General features: G+C 58.1%; 23 protein-coding genes and 1 pseudogene. All 24 read right to left on the bottom strand.

Features of this window, described 5'->3' with window-relative positions; genetic code table 11:
- Window positions 1–89: 89 nt before the first annotated feature.
- Window positions 90–851: a TIGR03747 family integrating conjugative element membrane protein gene (locus tag BJF97_RS02195; protein ID WP_007372609.1), complete on the bottom strand. Its 762-nt coding sequence runs from the start codon at window positions 849–851 to the stop codon at window positions 90–92.
- Window positions 832–2,949, bottom strand: a complete 2,118-nt coding sequence (gene traD / locus BJF97_RS02190; RefSeq protein WP_013095172.1) for a type IV conjugative transfer system coupling protein TraD — start codon at window positions 2,947–2,949, stop codon at window positions 832–834. The genes BJF97_RS02195 and traD overlap by 20 nt, the downstream gene beginning before the upstream one ends.
- The gene (locus BJF97_RS02185) at window positions 2,946–3,722 is read right to left on the bottom strand and encodes a hypothetical protein (RefSeq protein ID WP_013095171.1); all 777 of its coding nucleotides are present in this window, start codon (window positions 3,720–3,722) and stop codon (window positions 2,946–2,948) included. Before BJF97_RS02185 ends, traD begins: the two co-directional genes overlap by 4 nt.
- A gap of 3 nt (window positions 3,723–3,725) precedes the next feature.
- Entirely contained in the window at window positions 3,726–4,100 is a 375-nt protein-coding gene (locus BJF97_RS02180; protein WP_013095170.1) for a hypothetical protein, read from the bottom strand.
- 14 nt (window positions 4,101–4,114) lie between these two features.
- The gene (locus BJF97_RS02175) at window positions 4,115–4,759 is read right to left on the bottom strand and encodes a restriction endonuclease (protein ID WP_013095169.1); all 645 of its coding nucleotides are present in this window, start codon (window positions 4,757–4,759) and stop codon (window positions 4,115–4,117) included.
- Window positions 4,759–5,289: an integrating conjugative element protein gene (locus BJF97_RS02170; protein ID WP_013095168.1), complete on the bottom strand. Its 531-nt coding sequence runs from the start codon at window positions 5,287–5,289 to the stop codon at window positions 4,759–4,761. The genes BJF97_RS02175 and BJF97_RS02170 overlap by 1 nt, the downstream gene beginning before the upstream one ends.
- Window positions 5,286–5,897, bottom strand: coding sequence for a transglycosylase SLT domain-containing protein (locus BJF97_RS02165; RefSeq protein ID WP_007372603.1), 612 nt, complete (start codon window positions 5,895–5,897; stop codon window positions 5,286–5,288). The genes BJF97_RS02170 and BJF97_RS02165 overlap by 4 nt, the downstream gene beginning before the upstream one ends.
- Window positions 5,876–6,589: a TIGR03759 family integrating conjugative element protein gene (locus BJF97_RS02160; protein WP_013095167.1), complete on the bottom strand. Its 714-nt coding sequence runs from the start codon at window positions 6,587–6,589 to the stop codon at window positions 5,876–5,878. The genes BJF97_RS02165 and BJF97_RS02160 overlap by 22 nt, the downstream gene beginning before the upstream one ends.
- Before the next feature lie 17 nt (window positions 6,590–6,606).
- Window positions 6,607–7,464 (bottom strand): plasmid transfer protein, encoded by an 858-nt coding sequence (locus BJF97_RS02155; RefSeq protein WP_013095166.1) that lies wholly within the window; start codon window positions 7,462–7,464, stop codon window positions 6,607–6,609.
- 118 nt (window positions 7,465–7,582) lie between these two features.
- Window positions 7,583–8,743 carry a site-specific integrase gene (locus BJF97_RS02150; RefSeq protein WP_013095165.1) on the bottom strand — a complete coding sequence of 387 codons (1,161 nt, stop codon included), beginning with the start codon at window positions 8,741–8,743 and terminating at the stop codon, window positions 7,583–7,585.
- Between the two features lie 812 nt (window positions 8,744–9,555).
- Complete coding sequence (gene pilV / locus BJF97_RS02145; protein WP_070082758.1) at window positions 9,556–10,719, bottom strand: shufflon system plasmid conjugative transfer pilus tip adhesin PilV; 1,164 nt, start codon at window positions 10,717–10,719, stop codon at window positions 9,556–9,558.
- A 5-nt stretch (window positions 10,720–10,724) separates the two neighbouring features.
- A complete protein-coding gene (locus tag BJF97_RS02140; protein WP_013095163.1) occupies window positions 10,725–11,381 on the bottom strand; it encodes a prepilin peptidase in 657 nt (218 codons plus the stop codon).
- A complete protein-coding gene (locus tag BJF97_RS02135) occupies window positions 11,378–11,857 on the bottom strand; it encodes a lytic transglycosylase domain-containing protein (protein WP_013095162.1) in 480 nt (159 codons plus the stop codon). Before BJF97_RS02135 ends, BJF97_RS02140 begins: the two co-directional genes overlap by 4 nt.
- A 4-nt stretch (window positions 11,858–11,861) precedes the next feature.
- Window positions 11,862–12,458, bottom strand: coding sequence for a type 4 pilus major pilin (locus tag BJF97_RS02130; RefSeq protein WP_007372593.1), 597 nt, complete (start codon window positions 12,456–12,458; stop codon window positions 11,862–11,864).
- A gap of 9 nt (window positions 12,459–12,467) precedes the next feature.
- Window positions 12,468–13,583, bottom strand: a complete 1,116-nt coding sequence (locus BJF97_RS02125; protein WP_013095161.1) for a type II secretion system F family protein — start codon at window positions 13,581–13,583, stop codon at window positions 12,468–12,470.
- Window positions 13,573–15,147, bottom strand: a complete 1,575-nt coding sequence (locus BJF97_RS02120; protein WP_013095160.1) for a GspE/PulE family protein — start codon at window positions 15,145–15,147, stop codon at window positions 13,573–13,575. The genes BJF97_RS02125 and BJF97_RS02120 overlap by 11 nt, the downstream gene beginning before the upstream one ends.
- Before the next feature lie 7 nt (window positions 15,148–15,154).
- Window positions 15,155–15,652, bottom strand: a complete 498-nt coding sequence (pilP, locus tag BJF97_RS02115) for a type IV pilus biogenesis protein PilP (RefSeq protein ID WP_013095159.1) — start codon at window positions 15,650–15,652, stop codon at window positions 15,155–15,157.
- Entirely contained in the window at window positions 15,639–16,919 is a 1,281-nt protein-coding gene (gene pilO2 / locus BJF97_RS02110) for a type 4b pilus protein PilO2 (RefSeq protein ID WP_176682058.1), read from the bottom strand. Before pilO2 ends, pilP begins: the two co-directional genes overlap by 14 nt.
- 2 nt (window positions 16,920–16,921) lie before the next feature.
- Window positions 16,922–18,595 carry a PilN family type IVB pilus formation outer membrane protein gene (gene pilN / locus BJF97_RS02105; protein WP_013095157.1) on the bottom strand — a complete coding sequence of 558 codons (1,674 nt, stop codon included), beginning with the start codon at window positions 18,593–18,595 and terminating at the stop codon, window positions 16,922–16,924.
- A 19-nt stretch (window positions 18,596–18,614) separates the two neighbouring features.
- Entirely contained in the window at window positions 18,615–19,058 is a 444-nt protein-coding gene (gene pilM / locus BJF97_RS02100; protein WP_007372587.1) for a type IV pilus biogenesis protein PilM, read from the bottom strand.
- Window position 19,059: 1 nt separating this feature from the next.
- Window positions 19,060–20,345, bottom strand: a pseudogene (pilL2, locus tag BJF97_RS35605) (PFGI-1 class ICE element type IV pilus protein PilL2).
- A gap of 232 nt (window positions 20,346–20,577) precedes the next feature.
- Window positions 20,578–21,060, bottom strand: a complete 483-nt coding sequence (locus BJF97_RS02090) for a GNAT family N-acetyltransferase (RefSeq protein WP_044159004.1) — start codon at window positions 21,058–21,060, stop codon at window positions 20,578–20,580.
- The gene (locus BJF97_RS02085; RefSeq protein WP_007372584.1) at window positions 21,051–21,335 is read right to left on the bottom strand and encodes a type II toxin-antitoxin system TacA family antitoxin; all 285 of its coding nucleotides are present in this window, start codon (window positions 21,333–21,335) and stop codon (window positions 21,051–21,053) included. Before BJF97_RS02085 ends, BJF97_RS02090 begins: the two co-directional genes overlap by 10 nt.
- Before the next feature lie 155 nt (window positions 21,336–21,490).
- Window positions 21,491–21,991: a single-stranded DNA-binding protein gene (locus BJF97_RS02080; RefSeq protein ID WP_007372583.1), complete on the bottom strand. Its 501-nt coding sequence runs from the start codon at window positions 21,989–21,991 to the stop codon at window positions 21,491–21,493.
- Between the last annotated feature and the right edge of the window lie 18 nt (window positions 21,992–22,009).

Below are 22,009 nucleotides of genomic sequence, written 5' to 3'. Positions count from 1 at the left end.
GCTACCGTTTTGAGTCAAGATCAAAAAAAAGCCCGCACCAGCTGCGGGCTTCCGGGCATCATCCCGAAAACGGTACTGCGGGCGACTTTCTAGAGGTATTTTTTGAACGAGCCGGTCACCACGGCGAGCACACCACCGACCAGCAAGGCTGATGGCAGCAACAGCAGATTCGGCCACACCGCAGTTGGCCAGGCCAGATAGAGCATGCAGGGGCCATACAGGGCGGGTTTGATAAAGCGTTTGGCATGGTGATACACAAAGCTCGATTCATACCCCGCGCCGTAGCGACGCAGGTCACGTCTGACCAGCCCGTCCACCACGCCCGTGATGACAACCAGCGCGAACAGCGGCAGGCTGAGAAACAGGATCATTACCCGGATGAAGAATATCAGCGTGACCCAGACCGTGGCCTGAAGGTACACACCCAGCCAGCTCACAAGCGTGGCTCCGATTCCGTTCAGCGCCGGAATAAGCCCGCTACCTTTTTCGCTCAGGGATTTAAATGACTGCAGCCAGCCACTGAACCCGCTATCCACAAACAGCCACTGCCAGGCAACGTGCACCCACCGGCTGACTGTCTCAACCGGGGCGGCCATCAGCAGACTGCGCGTATACCCTTCCGAGAGCCAGTGGCTTTCTGCCACCATCACCTGATAGCTGTGGGCCGCGCCTTCTTCCGGCCACAACAGCGCAATACAGACATACTCGATAAGCAGGCTGACCAGGAGTGAACCGAGCAACACACCGATAAGGCCCATCGGGAAATCCCAGAGCAGCAGGCCAATCGGACCGGACTGTCGCTGTCGGGGCGTCGCGCTGCGCTGCCCGTTCTCACTGTCCTGCTGTGGCATCCGGCCCTCCTGCATACGTTATGTCACCACCGGTCCACCAGGTTTCACCGGTGTGGTAGTTTTTCTCCATGCTGTCAGCCAGATGCTTCAGGCTGGCCGGCATATGTGGGTCGTTGTTATCCGCCGGCAACGGCATACGGATTTTCCACAGTCTTCCCCCTTCCAGCAGTGCAAAGGCCTGGCCTTTCGGCAGATTGATGATGTCAGCAGGTCTTATCATCGGCACTTTTACCAGACTCACCTGGTCGTTAACGTTGCTGTTAAAATCCGTGCCTTCCCCGGGACGCGAGACGTCGGTGACACCCGATGTCAGTGTTTTCTGGTAGACATCCACTTCCGGGAGCTGATCGGTGAGCAGCATGGCGGTGTTTTTCTCGCGCACGCGCAGCATCACCAGAGTGTTGAAGTTACCCACCACCTGGTTCGCTTTGGCCGTACTGCCGATGCGGGCCTCGATGTCAGAAAGCGTCTGGGTGTAAGCCGTCACCTGAAAACCGGCACCACCGCCTTTGTTAATAAGCGGGATAAATTCATCCCCCATCAGCTCGTTAAACTCATCGCAGTGAAGGTTGATGGCCACCTTTGCGGATTTCCCCTCTTCCTCATCACCGAGACCGAACTTATAGATGTGGCCTCCCTCAGACACGAGGTCTGCGAACATGCTGTTTCCAACGGCGGCGGCCACCACCGGGTCGGAGAGTGCATCGAGGCCCACGTATACCACGCCTCGGGACTTGATGATATTGTGCCAGTCGAGAATCGGACGCGGATCGTCCAGGTCGGTGTAGTCTGGGGCGAGAAGCGCGGCCGTTTTGCCGGTAGTGAGTTTCTCCAGTAGTGGTAACAGGGATGCCACAATTTTATCGAAGTAGGTGCGATCGTACTGCACCGCGCTGCGCAGGCCGTCCAGCACCGGGTCCCAGAGTTTTTTCCCCTCCGGGCTGCCGAGCACCTGCTCTGACACCCAGATTTTCACGCCGTTAGGCCGTCCCTGGAGATGACGCGGCAGGTCCTTATCGCTGATCCCGCTCTGCATCATGGCTTCCGTTGTATTCATCAGCTGCGGCGCCTTTTCGCTCAGCAAGTTATCCACGTAAGTCTCATACAGCTCACCGATATTGGTGACATACCGCAGAATGAGGCCGTAGTCCGGGCGTTGTCCGAGGGCGACCAGCGCGCGGGTGATGATATTGACGAACCGCCAGGCAAATTCACGGAAGGCCGCGGAGTTACCTTCCCCCGAGAGCTGACCGGCCACGCGGGAGGCCACCTCGGAGATACGGCTGAACCGTCCGACGGCGTTATACCGGGCGCTGATATCGGGCCAGCCGAGGTGGAACACCCAGAAGTTATCCTGACGCCCCGCGCGGTGCGACTCTGCGTACATCCGCCGGAGCAGGTCCGCGTCCCCTTTAGGGTCAAACACAATGACCACCTCGTGTTCACCGGCGGCGTTTGTGCGGCGGATATCCTGGGTGATAAGCAGTTCCGCCAGTCGGGTCTTGCCCACGCGGGTCGTGCCGATAACGAGCATATGCCCGACGCGTTCGCCGAGATCGTAGGTCACCGTAGTCTCATCAGGCTCGACACCGTGATACACCGGGCTGCCGCCGACCGGGGGTAAAGGGCGAAAAGGGTTCAGCGCCGAATCCGTGCAGGTCAGCCGGCACAGCCAGGGGAGGCTGTACTCCATCTTCTTTTCCATCTCACGCGCCATGCGGTACAGCACGGAGGGCTGCACATAGATTTCGCACTCCGGCCGACGCGCCTCAATCAGCCGCTGGGTATGACGCACAGACCACTGAAAACCTTTCCCCAGAAACAGATGGCGCCGGCTGACCGGTATCTGTTCGCTGGTCAGTACATAACGGGGAAGACGGCGGATATTCTGCCGGTAGCGCAGAATTTTCATGCCCTCGCGGGTGCGCTTCAGGGCCAGAACGCCGAAACCGGCGGCCGTCACCCAACTGACAGAAGGCGAGAGTGCCACCGCCCACGGGGCGGTCAGGCAGATACAGGTCGCACTGGCCGCAACCGTTGCGGAATACAGTTCCACAGCCGGGCGCAGCAGGGATTCCATCACATAGCGATCGCTCATATACGCCCCCTGCTGGTCAGCCGGCTGAAAAATCCGGGACGTTTTGTTGCAGTACGCTTATCCCGCCATGCCATCAGAGACACAAGCAATTGCCATCCCTCATCCGGACACGAAAAATCACGCGGTGCAGCCAGTGCGCTGATGTCCAGGTTGTCAGCGTGTTCCCTGCACCATGACCCCACACTGAAATACAGCGACGTGGAATAGATATCGGTTTTCCAGCCTGCGGTATCCTCCCGGGCGCGATGAACGCGGTTGACATTCAGGTCCATGTGAAAGCCCTGTGCCGCATGCTGGCTCAGTTCCTCACGAAGGGCCAGATACACGGCCAGCAGGGGTTCATCGAACTCATAATGGTTCAGATGCACGCCATGCAGATACGCCATTTCCCGCTCATGAAACAGAAACCGTGCCAGACCGCTGCGGTGATTGCCGTCAGCACCGATATACCAGTCAATACCGTCATAGCTGTTGTAATACATGGAAGGTTTTTTACGGTCAGTCTCCAGGTAGTAACCCGGATTACGCTCCAGCATCGGAATGTTCCGGTCCATGCGTTTACCCCGGTGCAGAAACTCATGCCAGGTCAGCCCCTGATAGTCAGGATGGTCGGTGCCTTTTATGCAGAACACATTAATACTGCCCTGATCGGTCCAGTAATGCCGGCGGAGAAAACCACCGTACAGGCGCAACTTATGGTCATCCCATTTGCCGATAACCTCCCCCGCCCAGTGTGGCGGGTTAGCATCCGTTCTCGCCAGAAAATCACTCATCGCTTATCTCCCTTTTCGCTGAGCCGCATTATCCGGCCAGAAATCAGGGAGAACCGTAAAACGGCGAATCAGGTAAACCAGTTCAGACAGTGCACCGGCTACGCACAGCGGGGTATACGCCCCGGGGAGCAGGTGAATCACCCGTAAGAGGCCCTGAGCCAGCACATCCGGGGTGAACGACGGACTGATAAAAACCGCAACAGGCACGGCGATCAGTACCGCGAGTACCATGCAGCAAAAGATAATGAGGGGACGCAGAATACATATTCTGAGCACACACTGCACGAGGACGAAAATGACCATCGGGGCCGTTTTTGCCGCCTGAGAGGTAACCAGGTCGACGATGCGGTCTGTCAGGGAATACAGCATTCTGGGCATGGCAATGTTCCTTCTTAATCGCGGATGACGGGGGATGGTGCCGGTTCTTTACGTTGACTTTGTGGGGTGAGGGAGCGGTGTGGCGGTCTGGTCAGTGTGTCCATCCAGCGCCGGTCACCGGACAGCAGCCAGAGCAGGCGCTGCCCGCTGATAAGGATGATGCCGTCATAGCGGCGAAAGGCTTCCCGGCTGACCTCGCCGGTCCGGCCGGTGTGAACGAACAGCCCCGGACACCCCTCGCGCTCTGTCAGTAACCCGAATACCGAAACATGCGCGGCACTGATGGTGGCGCTGTAACGTTTGGCCTGAATCAGCCAGCGACGACCGTTGATCCAGACCTGACCGTCTGCGCCGTTATCACCGCTGTAACGGGCGTTACGCTGTATGCGCAGGCCCTGCCGGGAAAGTGCCGTCAGCAGCATTTCCTCGAACACATACGGGTTCATCTTACGCAACCAGGCCATCCTTGCCGCCTCGTCGCGCAGCTGTGGCAGGCGAAGCAGCGCCCGTGCGGCCTGTTTCTGATAGCGACGATGGCGGCGCTGACTGACAGTGCGCGGTTTTAATGCCAGGAATGCCAGCACTACCGCCCCCGTCATTGCCAGGACAGACAGTCCCCTGTGCGGGTTCAGCAACTCAGCGATAAGGGAGGCCGGCATCACTGTGATATCCCCGTTGCGGTGATGAGGGCAGGATAATGCGTCAGTGCCAGGCGACGGGCCAGGTCACCGCCGCTGACAGGCACCATTGCCACCCCCGGCGCCAGCTGACGCAGTGCGTTTAATCCCTGCTCATCCCTGACACTGATAACCATGCCGGTTGCCTGCATGCGGCTGAGCGTGGTGGCGTGGTGCGTGAGCCAATGACGGGAAGACGCATCGTCACCCAGTACAAACACCGGCGGCATGCCGGGAAGATTCAGCGGCCGGGCGGCGACAGCGCCTGGTGACATTTCAGGCGTGCTGACCGGCAGCATGTCGGACAGGGAAAGCGATGCCGGCGGTGGCGGGAGAACGGGCGACTCCGTTGCAGACTGACCCGGACCGGCATTGATGGCGTCAAACAGCGGTCCTGTGGATTCACCGCCGAGGTCGCCCACCACGGTCAGCGTGGCAGAGGCACTAAAGGCACTGGTCAGCAGCCCTGAAAAAAGCGTGAAAACAAGGGTATAACGAAGCGTATTTTTCATTGCGGTTCAATCCAGGAAAGAGAATTTCGGGCCAGTAACCCGGGCTGACCGACGGCCGCCGGTGTACCGGTCATGGCTATCTGACTGAGCTTGCGTCGCACAATGGCCATATAGGTTGCCGCGTGCGCACCGCCTGACGGATGGTGGTAGCAGCCCGCCGCACGAAGCCAGCTGCCGGGGCGGGCGTCATAGCAGGCCCGCAGGATACGGGCCGCTGCGCGAAGATTGGTGTACGGATCAAACGCATCACGGTATGTCGGGAAAAAATGCCCGTTCCAGCCCAGGTTCACCTGGGCCACACCGACATCAATATTTTTCAGCGGCCAGCGCTGCATAAACCCGAGCAGCGCCGTGAAGGCCTCTTCACGCGTGCTGTAATGGTAACCCCTGCCTGCGACGTTAATGGTCCACGGCCACGGCTTCGCACCCCAGGCAGTTTTGCGGGTGCTTTCGGCCATTGCCAGCGAATACAGTGACTCCGCCGGCACCCGCTCAGCGGCGGCTATCTGCCGGTACGCATCAGGAATAACCTGCAGGTCTGTGGCGCCGGACGCCGCTGTTGCAAACAGAATCCCGGCACCCAGCATCAGAATGCGGCGAGCTGCCATCCGTTTTCCCCCTGCTGCAGAATCACCGGCATCTGGCCCTGCCCGTAGCGCAGCCACAGGCCACCGTCGTGGTTGAGCGTTATCTGGCGGCTGCGGACTTTTTCCACCGGGATGTTGTGACGGATGGCCCAGGTACGGATGGCCTCATCGCTGTTTCCGCCGACCAGATAAATATCGACGGGACGGTCGTCGGCGAGCACGGCCGCCAGACGCGCATCGCAACGCGAGCAGTTCTCTTTCACAAACAGGGCGAGACGCCCCTGTGTGTCGTGCGCGATACCCGCCGCATTGCTGCCCATGTTGACGGCCAGCGTCTCCGGATACAGTCGCAGCCAGGCAGCATTGATTTCGCGCTGAAAGGCCAGCTCCTTTTCGCTTCGCTGGTATTCGTGCCTCACCCAGAGTTCAGCCAGGCGACGGCGTTCAGCACTGTTATCGGTTTCCACACCCAGCGCCGTCAGCGGGTCAAGGCCCGGTGACATAATGCCGCGATCCCCCTCCATCAGGGTCTGATAACGGCTCCAGTCGCTGTCAGACAGTCCCCACTGCTGCGCCTGCTGCTGCGCACTCAGCACGCCGGTGGAGGACTCCTGCGATGTGGATATGCTGCTCTGCGCGGAGGATGTCCTGACCGTGGCAGCGGAGGTCATGAGCGGCACCAGAAACAGTGAGGCCATCAGTGTTTTTTTCATCAAAGCGTTATCTCCGTTTATTCAACCTGAATCCGGTGTTCGCGGCCGTTTACCAGAAAGACAGCAGCACCGCTGCCCTCCGTTGAGCGCAGCGTCCAGCCCAGCATGGCATCCCCCGGTGAGAGCAGGCGCATGGCCGATATCTGCGAGACACCGCGGGGAATGACGACGGCGAAGGTCTGACCACCACGGCGTTCAATGCCGGTCAGCACAAACGGTGCAGCCGGCGTCACCGTACGCCTGGCTGACCGGTCAGTCTTTTTTACAGCGGCGCCCACCCGGGGGGGCACTGCACCAGTGCTGGTCCGGGGCTTTTCAGGCGCCGGCGTTTTCTGCGTGAGTTCCGCCTTACGGTTAATCTCATCAAGCTCGGCCCGGGACTGCTGTACATCGTGTTCAAGAGAGCCCACGCGTGACTGCAACTGAGTCACCGCCCGGGTGTTGTCGTTGCCGGCCTCCTGAAGCTGGCTGACGGATGTTCTCAGGGCGCTCTGCTGCTCATCGGCCGACTGCATAGCAGCAGGAAGTGAGGCAAGCGTGGCCGCCTGCTGTTCGAGCGTCTTCAGGCGCGCTTCCATCGCTGAAATATTTGAGGTGAGCTGGCCTATCTGGCCGCTGCGAAATGCCGCATCGAGTGTGTTAACACGTATTGTCAGGTCTGAAACCTGACGCCCCATGACAACCAGCGCGATCAGGGAACCCGTCAGACTGACAGTCAGCAAAATGATGCTGCCAGTCTGAAGAATTTTTCGGGGGCTGAACGGAAGCCGGATACGTGGCTTAACCGCAGCAGCGGACTGCACCTCCGGCGCACTGACCTGATGCTCAGGAGCTTCAGGGAGCAGTTCATCGGGCGAGGCATGACTGAGTGACATACAGGGATTCCTTATGGCTGCACAGCAGAACGGCCATAAGGTGCTAAAACACGCCGTGAATGGCGATGATTAACTCATCAGCCATTTTTTAAAATTATTCCGGGGAGGGGATCACCGATTAAGTTCCGTTATCAGTGCCTGCTGCCTCTCCCCCTTTATGGAAGGGATTAATCAGTACGCGGTGAGCTTCCCGGACGCCAATTTCACCCGGTGGAGGAAGCCTTTTACCGGCTCGCGCTGCCAGAGCCTGAATTCGCAGAAGATGTGAAGCTGCATTTGCCAGGGCTTCATCACGATTTACTGCGGTAATAGCCGTGTGCTCCAGGTCACTGAACTGCACCCGGAACAGGCCGCCGGATTCTGAAATCTCTGCCGGATAGGGAACAAATAACGTTGCCAGCTTCTGTGCCTGACGGCGTCGGGCATCCAGTTTGCTGACCAGCTGAGAGGCCCGAAGGTGTGTATACCGTTTCAGCATATTCATACTCTTATGGCCTGAGATCGCCGCCACCTCCATGACATTCAGCGTCCCGAGCTCGAACAAGCGGCTGACCGCTTCATGACGCAGATCGTGAAAATGGAGATCATGTATCTCCAGCTCAGCCAGAAGAACCCGCCATGCGCTTTTAAAACCATTTGAGGTGTAATCAAAAACCGGCCCCGTCACCGGCCCCGCAAACTCTTTCAGAACCTGTCGTGCTTTCCATGACAAAGGCACATCACGGGCGGTGCCATTTTTCGTGAGCGGCAGGTGAGCAATACCCAGATGAAGATCCACATATTCCCAGCGCAGGGACAGAATTTCTCCCTGACGCATGGCTGTTTCCAGCGCCAGATGAAAAATGGCGAGAAGCTGTGGATTTTTCTGGCGGAGGGCGCGCGCAATCCGGCGCTCTTCGGTGGAGGTCAGCCGGCGCGTACGCCCGGGGGACGCCGCAGGTTTACGGACGTGTTCGACGGGATTGTGTGAGCAGGTTCCCCATTCGATACGCGCAAGATTATACAGCGCCGAAAGTAAGGCCAGTTCAAGCCTGACCGTATTGGGACTCACAGTACGACCTGTACGGTCGCTCACCGTATTCAGCCTCATATCACGGTAATCAGCGATATCCACGGAGGTAATCTCATCCATGCACTTCAGTGACAGCGTTGAACGCTTGATAACGTTGATGCGGTAAAACTCCTGAAGATGACCACGTTTGTGGACAGAGACCGCACTGAAATATTTATCCAGTGCTTTTGCCAGTGGCATTTTTTTTATCCGATTCCTGACCGCCATCCTATTCCCCTGAAAAATCAGGAAAGATATCACACTGGTCAGACATCACTGTCAATCCGGTGTGTGGCAAAGCACCAGTCTTGGGGGATTCCAAATGGTACAGGGGAATAGCGCATGCGGAGCAAATACATTATCAACTGCTGTTTGCCCTAATGGGATGCGAGTCATTTCTGGCGGTTGGACTTTAACCGGATGGTCTGGAAATGACGGTCATAACTCTCCCGACCAAAGTATCCCTGGTAGCGCCAATACATGGCGGATAGTCACTGGAGGGGGGAATAATAATGGTCAATGTCTTGCAGCAGTAGCTTATTGCTCAAGGTAAATTATCTTCCTGTCAATCCGGTGTTGGACATGAATTGCTCGCTGTCAATTACTGTAATCCGGTGTTGGCAAAAGTCATCATGGTTATCGAATACATTCCGGTGCATACATTACGCCGTACTGTCCTTTCGTATGTTGTGGCGATGCACTGTTGCCACCAATCCACATGACATTCAACGGGGAATATATGGATGGCATGGATAATTCAGTCATGATGTAATGTGGGTACTCGGTTCAGGATGGTGAATACTGCACTTACGATAACGTCCGTTGTTACGCCGTCCGTTTGCAGTGACTTCAATCTACACCGCCATATTTCCTACCACTTGAACCGGAGATGAACCTAATCGCACGGATTACATAGTTTGACTGGCAGGTGTATCTATGGCCATCCAGGTATATGGTCGGCAGTAGAATGGATCATGCTAGATTTTCGCGCAATTCCAGTAAGCATCCCCAACATACGAAAGGACATACAGCCGTAATGCCTATAGCACCGGAATGTATTCGTACCATGAATTTGACTGTTTGGTCCACACACCGGATTGACAGGAAAGTATTGCGCCAGACGCATCACGGCTTACAAGCCCGTTTGGTGAACAAGTTGCACCCGCTGTGTTCACCCCATCGAGCTGCAGAACCTCACCGGTGGACAGACGACCATCTGCCCGTACGCTACCACCGCGAACCTGACCGGCGGTGTAAATATTCTTGTTATTAACAACCCGTACCCAGTCATTATCGGACATATAAAAACCACCGCCATGTGTTTCATCCAGCCAGCCTTTCCCGTCCCGAGTAATGAACCAGCCATTATTCGAACGGATATCGTTACTGGCTGTAATGGTATTGCCGGCGGTGACATTTGTCCCTGCAGCGACGTTCTGTCCCGTTACCGTGCCGTTTGCCGTCATATTGCCACCGGCGGTCACGTTGCCGCTGAACGTCCCCGTTACGGCATTGACGGTTCCGGTATTGTTGAGGTTGTTGCCGCCCATATCGATGCTGGTATGCATGGTGTTGAGATCGGGCTTACCGGTGACCGAAAAACGGTAAAGCCGGTCACTTTCACCGCGTGCCACCCCCAGTTCATCCGCAGTCAGCAGTGTGGCAATATGCCCCTGCGTGCTGCTGACACCAAACTGTGCGAGAGGAACAGTCCAGCTCCCCATTGCACCGGTGGCGATACCGGACGTCCAGATGTAGCCCCCCATGCCGGCAGAGATATCCATTGATATCTGACGCAGCGCGAGAAACGGCAGCGCAGATCCGTTCTGCGTGTAAATCATCGCCTGCAGCTGGTCGGTGTTGGTGGCATTGCGTATCACCGCAGCGGAATAAGCCTGACCGTCAATGGTGGTCTCACTGAAGCCCTGCTCCAGAAAACCGGTATTTTTCAGCATAGCGGGGGTCACAATGACCGGCGCGGTGGTGGTGGCACTGGCGAGTAACGTATCGTAATAACGCCCGGTATAACTCTTTACGGCCTGCGTGAAGCGGGACACCTGCGCGGAGGTGTTCATCCAGGTCCGTCTCTGCATCCAGTCGCTGATAAGCGAATATCCCCATACGCTGACCAGCAGCAGGATCACTAAAGCCGCACCTGTGCTGAGAATAGCCCAGCCACGATCGGTTGTTTTTGTTACGTTCACTGGTATCACCATGTAATAAGTGGCTGATAAAGTTTAAGCAGTGTCACTGACATCGCACCGGCACACAGCCAGGGGCCCATCGGCCCGCCCTCGCGGATGCGACGCACCGTTAACTGCCACAGGACAAAGAACATCACACCGGTCAGCAGGGCATAAAGCCCGCTGGCTCCACCGAGCCATGCGGCAATGGCACCGGCCAGCCACACATCGCCAAGCCCCAGACACTCGCGCCCCTGAATCTTCGTTGAGCCATATCGCCAGCCACCAAATATCAACATCGCGGTGACCGCAGAAAGGAGATGTTCCGTAAACCCCGGGTGCAGAAGTGCGGCAGCAAGACCCGCAGTCAGACAGCTCACCGTCATTTCGCGGGGGAGCAGTCCCGTCAGCGCATCGGTCAGCGTCATTCTGAAAAGAAACAGGCTGAGGAAAAAGGACAGAAGGCGGAGTATCGCCGGTGCAGGCGCCAGCAGCATGACACTGACAGCAGCGGCATACAGCCAGACTATCGCCGGACGCACAGGAGAACTGCCCCCGTTCCGGTGCCCCGATATCACCAGGTTAATACGCACGAGGATCGCCATAACATTAAACAAACCGAGACTAAGGGGAAAAAGGATGCCAAGCGTTGGCCACGGCATACTCAGCGTCAGCAGCGTCACAGTCTGATCCCCCGCTCTTTCAGTAAAAGGCGCCGGTAAATGGCATAAATCCGGTTAGCGTAGGATTCGCGCGTTTCATGGCGATCCTGACGAAACCCGGCGTTGTAAGAACCCAGACAGTTCCAGCTGATACCGCATACCTGAAAATGTTTCGCCAGAATCCAGGTGCCAATCTGCACATTGAGACAGGGACGGGTCAGCAGATCCTGCGGGCTGCGGATAACCCCCTGAGCCATCAGCGCCGGGATGTGCGAGGAGTTGACCTGCATCAGCCCGTAATCAGTGCTGAGCGCACGCCCGGTCTTTTTATCGCGGTTAACATTCGTAATCCCCGGGCGCAGACTGCTTTCGCCGGTGGCAATGGCCTGAATCAGCAGCGGATCGATGTGGTACTTTGCCCCGGCTGCGTCAAAGCAGAATGCCCCCGCGCGGGGGCTGAGCAGGATAAACAGCAGGAGGACTGTCAGGCGCAGCATGTCATCAGCCGTTGTGCGTGAAGACCAGGGTGTTGTTACCCGTCATACCGGTGTCAGCGGTACAGGCTTTGCCGGCATCTTCGGCGCTGACCAGACCGTCGCTGTAATCGGTGCTGTTGATGCTGATGGCACTGAATGCGCCACCGGAGCCGAGCTGGGTGGCAATGGAGATACAGTCGGCCTGCGGCACTTTCTGCGTGGTGACGGAGAAACCATTATTGAATCCGTTTGATGCCACAGGTGCCATGACAACCTGGCCACCGTAGCTGTTCCACATCGTCCCCGTGCCGGAACTGGCCGTCCCCTGAATCGTCCAGCCAGCTTTTGGCGCGCCTCCCTGCTGAATCAGCGTGCCGGTCATCGTGGTGCCGCTGGTAAAGTTATACCCGCCCTGGGTCTGCTTGAGTTGCTGGGCATTGGTCACAACGGTCTGGATATTTGAGGTTTCCACCGCAACAGACTTTTTGCCAGAGAGCCCCCAGACAAGCGCCCCGACAATGCAGATGACGATAACCGTAAACAGGGCAATGCTGCCGTGCTCAAGGATACCCCAGCCCCGGTCTGGCTGGCGCTGGTGATAATGTGATGTCTGAGATGACATAGTCGTTCCTTAATGTATGTTGAAGGTGTTCATGTCCTGAATCTGCATCACCATCAGCAGGATGAGTAAGAAGAAACTCATAATCAGAACGAGAGAAAAGAGTTTGGTGACGTTTGCCCGCCGGGCCACACGCGTCAGCGCCTGTTCGAGCCAGCGGTCGGCATAGTTAGTAATGAGTGACGCAGCGCTGTTGCCCTTATCCAGCAGCGAGAGGTAGTTGACCGCCTCGCGGCTGGGGAAGTCGTAACCGCTCTGGCGCAGCGCCATGCCCAGCGAGTCACCGTCGCTCATACACTCCATTGCCGCTTCGATACGCTCCTGCAGCCAGGGCGGAGCGAACTCGTTGAGGATCTGCAGCGCCTTAAGCTCCTGCACGCCAGCCCCCAGCAGGGCACCGATATTCATCAGGAACACTGCCCCCTGCAGATCCTGGTAAACCGACCAGGGCATCAGAAAATCGGCAACACGACGCAGCCGGCCTCGCCAGCGCGGCAGTGACCAGAACGCCAGAATGACGCCCCCGACGGTGGCCCCTGCTGCGGTCACACCCCACCTGTCGGTCCACTGAGCCACCCCGTTCATCAGCCCGAGTGCACCGGTCCAGCGTGCAGGGTCAGACATTTTGCTCAGGGTGGGCACCAGTGCCATGTTGTTGGCCAGCAGCAGCCCCGCGCTCAGCAGGGCCAGCGCTGACGGAAAGACCGAGGCAAAAACCACCTGACCGAGGATGAGCCGGCGGGCGACAATCAGCTTGTCAGCCTGCATCAGCGCACCGGGAATATTGCCGGTTTCCATACCGGCGCTGATAAGCGCCGCCTCTTCATAAGGTGCCCAGGCAGCCAGTACATCCTTAAGGGAGCGGCCCTCGCGGTTGTCTTTCACACCCTCAAGACAGTCCTGCACCAGTTCATAATAGGGGTGCCAGCGCCGGCCAAAGTCGGTATGCACCTCACCAATCATGGCCAGCGCCTCTTCCAGTGCTTTGCGGTTTTCCAGCAGAAAGCGCAGGGTTTCGTAAAACGGCTGGCGATACTGCCCGGTAAACGTTGCCCTGACCAGGCGATACCGCAGCATTTCCGCCAGCGACATGTCACGCTCAGGCGAAAAACGGGTCTTAACCGACATTTGGCACCTCACACTGCATGATGTCGTCCTCGTCCAGCGGACAGATAAGATCGCCTTCCACCGGATCAACGCGCCCCTGCGCGAGATAACGCAGCAGATGCATACGGCGGGTGATACCCCCCTGGTTTACCCAGTACTGACGGGCAACGGCCGGGCCGTGAGACAACCAGAGCTGCATCAGTCGGGCATCTGTGCGGACAACCTCGGCAATGGCCGTGCGACCGGTTACGCCGCGGCTGACGATGCGGCCGGTCAGCGGCACCGTTTTCTGGCAGTGAGAACAGCCCTCGTGATTACGGAAGAAGAGTTTGCCGGTGTCGCATACCCCCTCCACGGTGCAGTATTTTTCCAGGCGCGCGCGCGTTTCGCCGTCAAGCTCAGGCGCTTTCACCTGCCAGGGAATACGGCATTTTTCACACAGCAGCGGCACCAGACGCTGGCCTATCAGGCCGGTAATGAGTGCGGCATCCGCCAGAAGGTGGCGGTCAATGCCGAAGTGCTCCATACGGCGCAGGGAACCGATGGGACTCTGGGTATGCAGGGTCGAGAACAGCGCGTGGCCGGTTTCACTGGCGTAAATGGCGGCGATGAGGGAATACAGGTCACGCATTTCGCCGTTCAGGATGGCATCCGGATCGAGACGCAGCGCGGAGGCATTGGCGTTACTCCAGGCGCGGCTGATGGCTTCCGGCGAGTTGTCAGCCGGCATGACCGGCGTCTGGATGGCGCCGGGAATACGCCCCTCGGGCGGGTTTTCCAGCGTCAGCAGGCGCTTTTTCCCGCCGGTCAGTTTCAGCCAGATATCGCTGAACACACGCAGCGTGGCGCTTTTGCCGGAACCGGTAGGCCCGGTCAGCAGCACCATGCCTTCCGGCAGGCGCAGGATCTGCATAATGAGCGTTATCTGCTCCGGCAGAAAACCCAGTTGCGGCAGCCCGGGAATGTTATCGCCGTCATCAGGAATGAGTCGCATGACCACAATAAGCCCGTCGGGCGTGGGACGGTGTTCATAGCGGGCGCCATACAGACCGGCACGGCGGGCAAACTTCGCATCGATGCGCCCTGACTGCTCGCGGCCGGCAAAAAATGACTGCTCGCGCACGTCGCACATGGAAAGATAGGAGGTGGAGGCCAGTGTCATCCCCTCCACATCTTTCACTTCATCCACCACTTCCAGCTCGCCGTGAATGCGCAACTGGACGATGCTGAGCTTACGGTCGGCGCTGATTTCAATATGGATATCAGACGCACTGAACTCGTTTCCCAGTTTCATATAACTGATGACCTTATCCTGCGATACGCTGATATCGCGACTGTTCAGATCACTTTCACTGACGCTCCGGGACAGGGCCAGCCCCTGACGCTCTGCCACTTCACGCCGGCGGTTCAGCTCGCTCAGCGTCACAAACTCGGTCTTTGCCGTCGGATACTCGCGGGTGACATCCATCACCCAGCGCTGTATGGCCGGTTCTTTTCGCCGGTTACCGTCGATAAGCAGCGTCACGCCGCCGGACGGATGCTGTTCGGCAAACACAAAATCCATAATGTCTTTATCGGGCGTCATCATTGCCTCAGAAGGAAAGTTCAGAATTGTCACTGAGGCGCACGAGCGTGGACGTGACCTCCGTGACCCGTTTAGCAGTGCCGGGGATCTGGTCACCTTTCGCCACCTCGGTGACGCCCCCGTCCGGCAGCACAATGCGGGCGCGCAGCTGTGTGCCGCGACCGTAAATCTCCTGCAGGCGCACACTGCCGGCACGCTTCTCCGTGCCAGACGTCGCGGCCGTTTGTGACGGGACGGGTTGCGTCATGAGCGGGGCTGACGGTTGCAGGGATGTCGCCAGATAATTACGGTCGGTACTCTGCCCGGACTGGCTTTCGCGCAGCTGCTGTTCCAGACGGGCGGTCTGGACTTTCTGCTCCAGAATCAGGTTCCTGGCCTGTGTGGCTTCCAGTTCCCCGAGGGTGACGTTCGGTGGCAGCGCATCGGCGGTGGTGGCTGACAGCGCGGGCCCGCTGAGCAGAACGGACAGCAGCAGCCCCGTCCGGGCGGGATTAATTCTGCGCATAAATGCTCCCCTTCATGGTGTATCCGAACTGCCCCTGCGGGCTCATGGTGATGGACACGCTGGTCAGGCGAAGCCCGGCGGCATCAAAATCCTGCAGCAGGCGCTCAGGCTGCAGACGCGAGCTGACGGAGAAGGTGAATTCCCGCCAGTCCTGGACGGGCGTGTTTTTTTCCTGACCCGGCGCGACGGCAGGCGGCTTCACCTCCGTGAATTTCACGTCCAGGTTGCGGCGCTGCAGGTGAGAGATAAACCGCATCAGTTGCGCCTCGGCACCCGGCAGCGCTTCATCGGTGTACTCGCCTGCGAGGTATTTACGGAATGGAATGAAAACATCACCATTTTTCCCGCCTTCCTGCAGGTTAAAAACGGCCGCATGCCCCAGCAGTTCACGGGCGCGGCGGGAGAAGTCTTCCACTGTTGAGCCGGGGGTGGCGACAAAGCGCAGCCGCAGTCCTTCCGGCACACACTCACCGTCGGTAAAACGCCAGCCGGCCACCGAGGCAAAGACCGGCTCCCGCGTCAGCCAGCAGTTGCTGAGCAGCACTGACACCGGAGGCTGTGAGGCCCACGGGTGCGGTGCACGGGCCGGGAGGGCAGGTTTATCGTTTTTCGGCGCCACACGGGAGCGAGAAGCCTCCATCGCCTTATCCCGGTCTGCCTGCTGCTGCACGGTATCGTGCCAGTAAACGCCGGCAGCCGTCGCCAGGGTGAGCACGACAGCCGGCAGGATGAGCGACATTGGTGCCAGGCGTTTTCGCAGGCGGCAGCGCCTGAGCTGTGCACCACTCAGCCTGTCCGTGAGCGTGGTGGCATCGCGGCCATCCTCAGCCGTGGCCGCACAGCGCAGGCCCGGCGCATCGGCATCGTTAAAGCGCAGAAAATTCTGTGCGGCTGACTCAATGAATGCCCGCGTGCCGGTCACGTCGCCCATCACGGAAAGCTGCCCCCCACTGGCGGCAAAGAACACCCACAGGTCTTCATCGCGGCTCAGACGGTAAATACCCCAGGCATTACCGCCTTCGGACAACTGAAAAGCCACGGCAAGGGCATAAAGGCGGTGACGCACGCGTCCCGGGGAGACAACGCCCGCCATGGAAGCGCTGCCTCTGCCGGCCGTCACGCAGTGGGTGTCCGGCGAGGCCCTGCCCCGCAGACGAACACTGAGTACACTGTGCTGCGGCGCCCAGTGAAGACCGGCCATCCAGTCGCGCCGGTGGTGTGTGAGACGAATACCGGTGCGGCGTGCTGTTTTTTTCTGTGATGACATCGTTACCTCAGCAGAACAGGGGTGATCATGATGACGAGCGTGGTACGGCCCCGCGAGCCGGTCTGACCGCCGCCCAGGATAAAGTTGCCCGGCGTAAAGGTGCCCTGCTTATCCGCCGAGACGTTCTGCTGTTCAGAACCGGTCAGGACCAGCGTCTGGCCCGAGCGCAGGTTGACCTTACGGGCGAGCCCTTCGGTAGAGGTGTCTGCGGTATCATTGCGGGTATTACCGTCCCGGCTGACAAAGCTTTTGATATCCGGCGGGCTGGTATAACTGAAGGCAAACTGCAGCTGCACATCACCGTTTTCCTGAATGAAGGGCAGCATGGTCATGAACAGACCGGTGGTGACGTTGGTCGTGGTCATCGTTGACGTCACCCCCACGTTGGCGGTGGCCGTCGAGCTGGAGCTGGTCAGCATCCCGGTGGATTTCGAGAGCTGATAGGCCACCGGCGTCAGGTTGGCGGTCGGGTCGGTCTGGTTCAGCGCCATGCTGACGTTGCCCTGCTCAGACAGGGCATGAATGAGCAGGCTGGAGCCGGAGAATTTAGCGGCATTGCCGCTGGCCGTATCAAGAATGGAGATACCGGCGCTGGCGGCGGATGAGGAGGCGTTCGCCATTGAGCCGGTCAGGCTGGCACCCACGTTCTGCAGCGATTTATAGACCAGTCCCCAGTCCAGTCCCATCTGCTCGTTACGCGTCTGGTTGACGCTGACAATCTGGATATTAAGCTGGACCTGACGGCTCAGAACCTTGTTCTGGTATTCGATATAGCGACCGATACGATTCAGAACATCGGGTGTATCCGTTACGCTGAGCGTACCGGTGGCAGACGACAGCCAGAAGCGGCCGGATTTTGGCGTCACCATCTGCTCAACCGTTTTTTTGATGTCATCGTACAGGTCGCTGTTCATGCCATAGTCGGTCTTCTGGTTCGAGCTGATGTCGCCGGTGGTCCCCCCGGATGTACCGCCACCGCTGCCAAGTTGATTACCGGAGCCGGAGTTGATGGAGGCACTGCTGTTCACCTTCGTGTTGAGGATGACGAGCTGAAAGGTACGCGTATCCTGCTGGTAGAAATACACGCCGCTGCTGTCGATGCGCCATGACAGTCCCAGACCACTCGCTGCCATATCCAGCAGCCCGCGGATATCGCCCTGATATTTCAGGCCCCGGATAAGCGAAGGAGATGACTGAACGGAGACGGGCTGCGCAGACGTGGTGCCCATCTGTGACAAAGGTACGCGGCCATTATCATCCGGTGCCGGCAACTGACCGTTCATTTGCGACGTCACCACGCTGCCGGTGGAAATGCTGCTCAGTGCGGCAAAGGCATCCGGCGTGATGGAAACGCGGATGCCGCAGAGCGCGGTGATACGCTGCCCCAGCTCCGGCAGCGAAATCCCCTCCGGCCGGTTAATCGTAATCTGGCAGGCGGGCAGGTTCTTCTCATCCGGCGTGGAGATGACCGGCGTGACCGGCTGCAGGTTCACCCAGGGTTTATCGGACCAGACAACGGTGGGCTGAGTCAGGGTCTGGCGACTCTGCAGTACGCGCTGAGCGGTATCGGCCTGCCCCGAGGCCTCCTTGTCCATTTTGCTGATTTCATTCAGCGAACATGATGACAGCGCCAGCGCGGCGACCAGCGCTGTCAGGCAGAAAGGTAAACGCGGCATCGGCAGCTCCCTGATGAGGTTAGTTGAGGTAAACAATGCTGCCCTCCGTCACGCCGGACGGCAGGGACAGGTTCATATCGGTGCCGTCCGCCATCCGCAGCCGCCCGCCGCTGACGGTCAGCGCCAGTGCCGAGGTCACGGACTGCGTACGCAGTGCCGCATACACGCCATCAGTGGCGGGAACCCAGACCCAGAGGCGTCCCCCCTGAATCACGGTCTGAATACGGCTGTCAGGCGCGGGGACGATGCCGGCCTGTGCAGGTGTCACCGTGCCGTCAGCGACCGTCCGGCCGTGGCGCCAGTTGTTCACCGCATCCGCGGTGCGCAGCATGTCGGTGGCAAGCTGGTCAGGCAGGGTCTGCTGCAGCGACAGCCGGACGTGTTCAGCGGAGTGACGCTGCGCATCGCCGGCCATCAGCGCAATGACCAGACAGAAAACAAAGACGGGCAGCGCATAGCCCATATCAGTGCCCTCCGCCCGTCGGGGTATCGCTCACCGAAATCAGGCACTGAATGCGGTTAGCCTCGGCAAACAGCGGTTTTTCCGCTTTGCGGTAGAGATCAAAGACCTGTACCAGGACGGATTCGAAGTTGCCGTGAAACACCAGAGGCGCATCAATGCGGTAATCCAGTGATACCGGCCAGATGACCACCCAGTTTCCGCCATTGCTGCACGTCGCCTTTGATGCCCAGCCCGTCAGGGTCTCTTTCAGTGTGGAACCCGGTTCGGCACGCCACGTCTGGCCAACTGGCTGAGGAGTGACCGGCGCCCCCGGTATATATGAAGAAGCGGTCTGACCGGAGACGGGGGGAGCCGGCGGCAGTGAGGTGACGGGCCGGACGGGCACAGTCTGCCGGGCAGCGTTCACTGTAGCTGGCTGTACGGTAACCGGATGAACGGCTGTAACAGGGGTTTTCTGAGATGAGGCCGCTTTCGGTGCAGCTGCAGGTGGTGGCACCGGCGGGCGCCCGGCTGGCGACAGCGCAGCAGACTTCTGTGCTGCAGGTGTCTTCGCCACTGTCAGTACCGGTGACGGGACGGACTGGTTCTGCGCCGTAAGTACCGGTTTTTGCAGGGTCCCCGGGGTGCTGTTGATACTCGTATCACCGGTAAAGGGATTACGCGGCACAGCATTGACAGTGCCGGCGGCCCCGCCAGTCCGGGCTGGCTGTATGACCGGGGGAGACTGACGGGTGCATGCTGTGACACCAGTGAGACCGGAGCCGGCAACGGTGCGGCGAAGCTGCGATACTGGTCCCGCAGTTCAAAGCAAATTTCACGGTTAACGTCATCCACCTTCAGTCGCCAGGCCGGGCCGGCCACAATCTGCAGGGCTTCACTGAGCCGGACCGGACCGATATCACGCTGAACGGCCGGCAGTGGACGGCTAAGAAGTTCTGAAAATGCGGAGGTTGTGGCTGAGCACAGTGAATATCCGGACTCCAGCAGCAGATAGCGAAAGCCCTCACCGACCGTTTTGACCAGTTGCGCCGGCATGGTGATATCGACAATCTGATTGAGTGGATCGCGCTGTGCATCGTCCGGGCGCGTGCTGACCAGCGTATAACGGTCATAGCGAACCACGTCGGGGGCCCGGTTGCGGTAAATATCATCGAAGCGGGTGGGCTGCTGATAGCGGCCGTTTGCAAAGGGCGCGGGATCAGAAACGGCGCTGCTGCAGCCCGCCTGTATAACTGAACAGGCGAGGAGGGCAGCGCCCGTTGCCACACGTCTGGAAGGTACTGCCATCAGGATTCACCCCAGGATTAGTCTTAATCAGGAGTGCTATTCTGGCGGGGATGAAAAAGCGGGCAATGCGAAACTCTTTCCGGAAACTGAAGAAAAACATTGCAGAGCCAGTCAGGCTTAATCAGCTGACTAAGCCCTTCACTTTAATCAGATAAGAAAAAACGCCGGAGAACCGGCGTTGAATGTGATTTCAGGTCCATGTGTTCTACAGATGAATACCTGCATGAGACCATTATATTTTGTAGAAAAGCGTGTTAGCCGCAACCGGTGACTGCACAAAACCAAAGTATTCATAGAACGCTTTAGCCCGCTCATCAATTGCATGCACCATGATAGCCTTGATGCCGACCTGATCCGCCAGATTCGATACGCGCATCACAGCATCATTCAGCAACCATTTCCCGAAGTTATTGCCCTGAGTGGATACATCGACTGCAAGGCGGCCCAGCAAAACAACCGGTACGGGATCGGGCATATTCTGTCGCAGACTACGACTCAAGTCGACATGACTAACTGAGCCCGTCGCAAGGGAATAATAACCCACTACACACGCAGTACCTTCAGGACAGATGACGAATGTCCGGGAAGCATTAAGATGCTGATTCTTCAACGCACGCCGGCGAAGCCAGTCATCAAGTACCGCATTCCCGCAATCGAACGAATGAAGAACATGCTCCTCTGTCAGTAAAGCAGGCGCAGTGACATTTATTTCCATTCAGGTTTTACATCCATCAGTCGCTGACGACCTTCAACATTCTGCACAGGGGCTTCAAGCTGCCTGATGAACGCCTGGTAACGGGCATCATCAAGAACGAACACACGCTGGTCCAGAATGATGTTCTGGGCCTCATGCACAGCCCTTTCAATGATGAAATCAGTACGGTTTTTATTAACCAGACTCGCAGCGTAATCAATCACCGCACGTTCTTCATCCGTGGCGCGGATATTGATTTGCTTGTCACGGACGGATTTACGGACTGGAGTTTGCATAATTCTTCCTCTTGGTAACAAATTGCTATACACACAGGATAGTCTGAATGGTAGCAGATTGCTATACATAGTTATTCAGCTGAAGCTGAAAAAGAAAGCGCCAGACTGAACTGGCGCATGAGGGTATATAATTATATGAATCCGTTATGAAATTTTCAGAACGGTATATCATCGTCAAAATCCATCGGAGGTTCATTTTGCGGATTTTGTGGCGCTGACGGTGTCTGCTGCGGTTGCTGAGGCTGGCCCCAGCCGCCCTGCTGACCTGACTGCGCATTATTTCCACTGGTGTTGGTGCTGTTATTACGGCCACCGCCCAGCATCTGCATCGTTCCGTTAACGCCCACACGGACTTCTGTCGTCCAGCGTTCAATACCATTGGTATCGGTCCACTTGCGGGTGCGCAACTGACCTTCGATATACACCTGTGAACCCTTTCTCAGGTATTCACCGGCCACTTCGGCCAGCTTGCCAAACAGCACGACACGATGCCATTCGGTATTTTCACGGTTTTCACCGGTCTGTTTATCACGCCAGGTTTCCGACGTGGCCACAGAAAGCGTGGTCACGGCCGTACTGTCAGGCATGTAACGAACTTCAGGGTCCTGACCGAGATGACCGACCAGGATGACTTTGTTGACGCCGCGTGCGGACATAATGATTTCCTCTTAAGA

The organism is Klebsiella sp. LTGPAF-6F, from assembly GCF_001753185.1.
Lineage (GTDB): Bacteria > Pseudomonadota > Gammaproteobacteria > Enterobacterales > Enterobacteriaceae > Klebsiella > Klebsiella michiganensis.
The sequence above is the reverse complement of the archived record's forward strand: the minus strand, read 5'-3'. Positions and strand labels throughout refer to the sequence as shown.

What these genes read in the sequence shown, in the direction of transcription:
- pilN (WP_013095157.1), bottom strand. Translation starts at nt 18,595, where the DNA reads ATGCCGCGTTTACCTTTCTGCCTGACAGCGCTGGTCGCCGCGCTGGCG.
- BJF97_RS02175 (WP_013095169.1), bottom strand. Translation starts at nt 4,759, where the DNA reads ATGCCGGCCTCCCTTATCGCTGAGTTGCTGAACCCGCACAGGGGACTG.
- traD (WP_013095172.1), bottom strand. Translation starts at nt 2,949, where the DNA reads ATGAGCGATCGCTATGTGATGGAATCCCTGCTGCGCCCGGCTGTGGAA.
- BJF97_RS02165 (WP_007372603.1), bottom strand. Translation starts at nt 5,897, where the DNA reads ATGGCAGCTCGCCGCATTCTGATGCTGGGTGCCGGGATTCTGTTTGCA.
- BJF97_RS02090 (WP_044159004.1), bottom strand. Translation starts at nt 21,060, where the DNA reads ATGGAAATAAATGTCACTGCGCCTGCTTTACTGACAGAGGAGCATGTT.
- BJF97_RS02150 (WP_013095165.1), bottom strand. Translation starts at nt 8,743, where the DNA reads ATGGCGGTCAGGAATCGGATAAAAAAAATGCCACTGGCAAAAGCACTG.
- BJF97_RS02155 (WP_013095166.1), bottom strand. Translation starts at nt 7,464, where the DNA reads ATGTCACTCAGTCATGCCTCGCCCGATGAACTGCTCCCTGAAGCTCCT.
- BJF97_RS02130 (WP_007372593.1), bottom strand. Translation starts at nt 12,458, where the DNA reads ATGTCATCTCAGACATCACATTATCACCAGCGCCAGCCAGACCGGGGC.
- BJF97_RS02125 (WP_013095161.1), bottom strand. Translation starts at nt 13,583, where the DNA reads ATGTCGGTTAAGACCCGTTTTTCGCCTGAGCGTGACATGTCGCTGGCG.
- BJF97_RS02185 (WP_013095171.1), bottom strand. Translation starts at nt 3,722, where the DNA reads ATGAGTGATTTTCTGGCGAGAACGGATGCTAACCCGCCACACTGGGCG.
- BJF97_RS02160 (WP_013095167.1), bottom strand. Translation starts at nt 6,589, where the DNA reads ATGAAAAAAACACTGATGGCCTCACTGTTTCTGGTGCCGCTCATGACC.
- BJF97_RS02080 (WP_007372583.1), bottom strand. Translation starts at nt 21,991, where the DNA reads ATGTCCGCACGCGGCGTCAACAAAGTCATCCTGGTCGGTCATCTCGGT.
- pilM (WP_007372587.1), bottom strand. Translation starts at nt 19,058, where the DNA reads ATGGGCTATGCGCTGCCCGTCTTTGTTTTCTGTCTGGTCATTGCGCTG.
- BJF97_RS02120 (WP_013095160.1), bottom strand. Translation starts at nt 15,147, where the DNA reads ATGACGCCCGATAAAGACATTATGGATTTTGTGTTTGCCGAACAGCAT.
- BJF97_RS02180 (WP_013095170.1), bottom strand. Translation starts at nt 4,100, where the DNA reads ATGCCCAGAATGCTGTATTCCCTGACAGACCGCATCGTCGACCTGGTT.
- BJF97_RS02195 (WP_007372609.1), bottom strand. Translation starts at nt 851, where the DNA reads ATGCCACAGCAGGACAGTGAGAACGGGCAGCGCAGCGCGACGCCCCGA.
- BJF97_RS02170 (WP_013095168.1), bottom strand. Translation starts at nt 5,289, where the DNA reads ATGAAAAATACGCTTCGTTATACCCTTGTTTTCACGCTTTTTTCAGGG.
- pilP (WP_013095159.1), bottom strand. Translation starts at nt 15,652, where the DNA reads ATGCGCAGAATTAATCCCGCCCGGACGGGGCTGCTGCTGTCCGTTCTG.
- pilO2 (WP_176682058.1), bottom strand. Translation starts at nt 16,919, where the DNA reads ATGTCATCACAGAAAAAAACAGCACGCCGCACCGGTATTCGTCTCACA.
- BJF97_RS02085 (WP_007372584.1), bottom strand. Translation starts at nt 21,335, where the DNA reads ATGCAAACTCCAGTCCGTAAATCCGTCCGTGACAAGCAAATCAATATC.
- BJF97_RS02135 (WP_013095162.1), bottom strand. Translation starts at nt 11,857, where the DNA reads ATGCTGCGCCTGACAGTCCTCCTGCTGTTTATCCTGCTCAGCCCCCGC.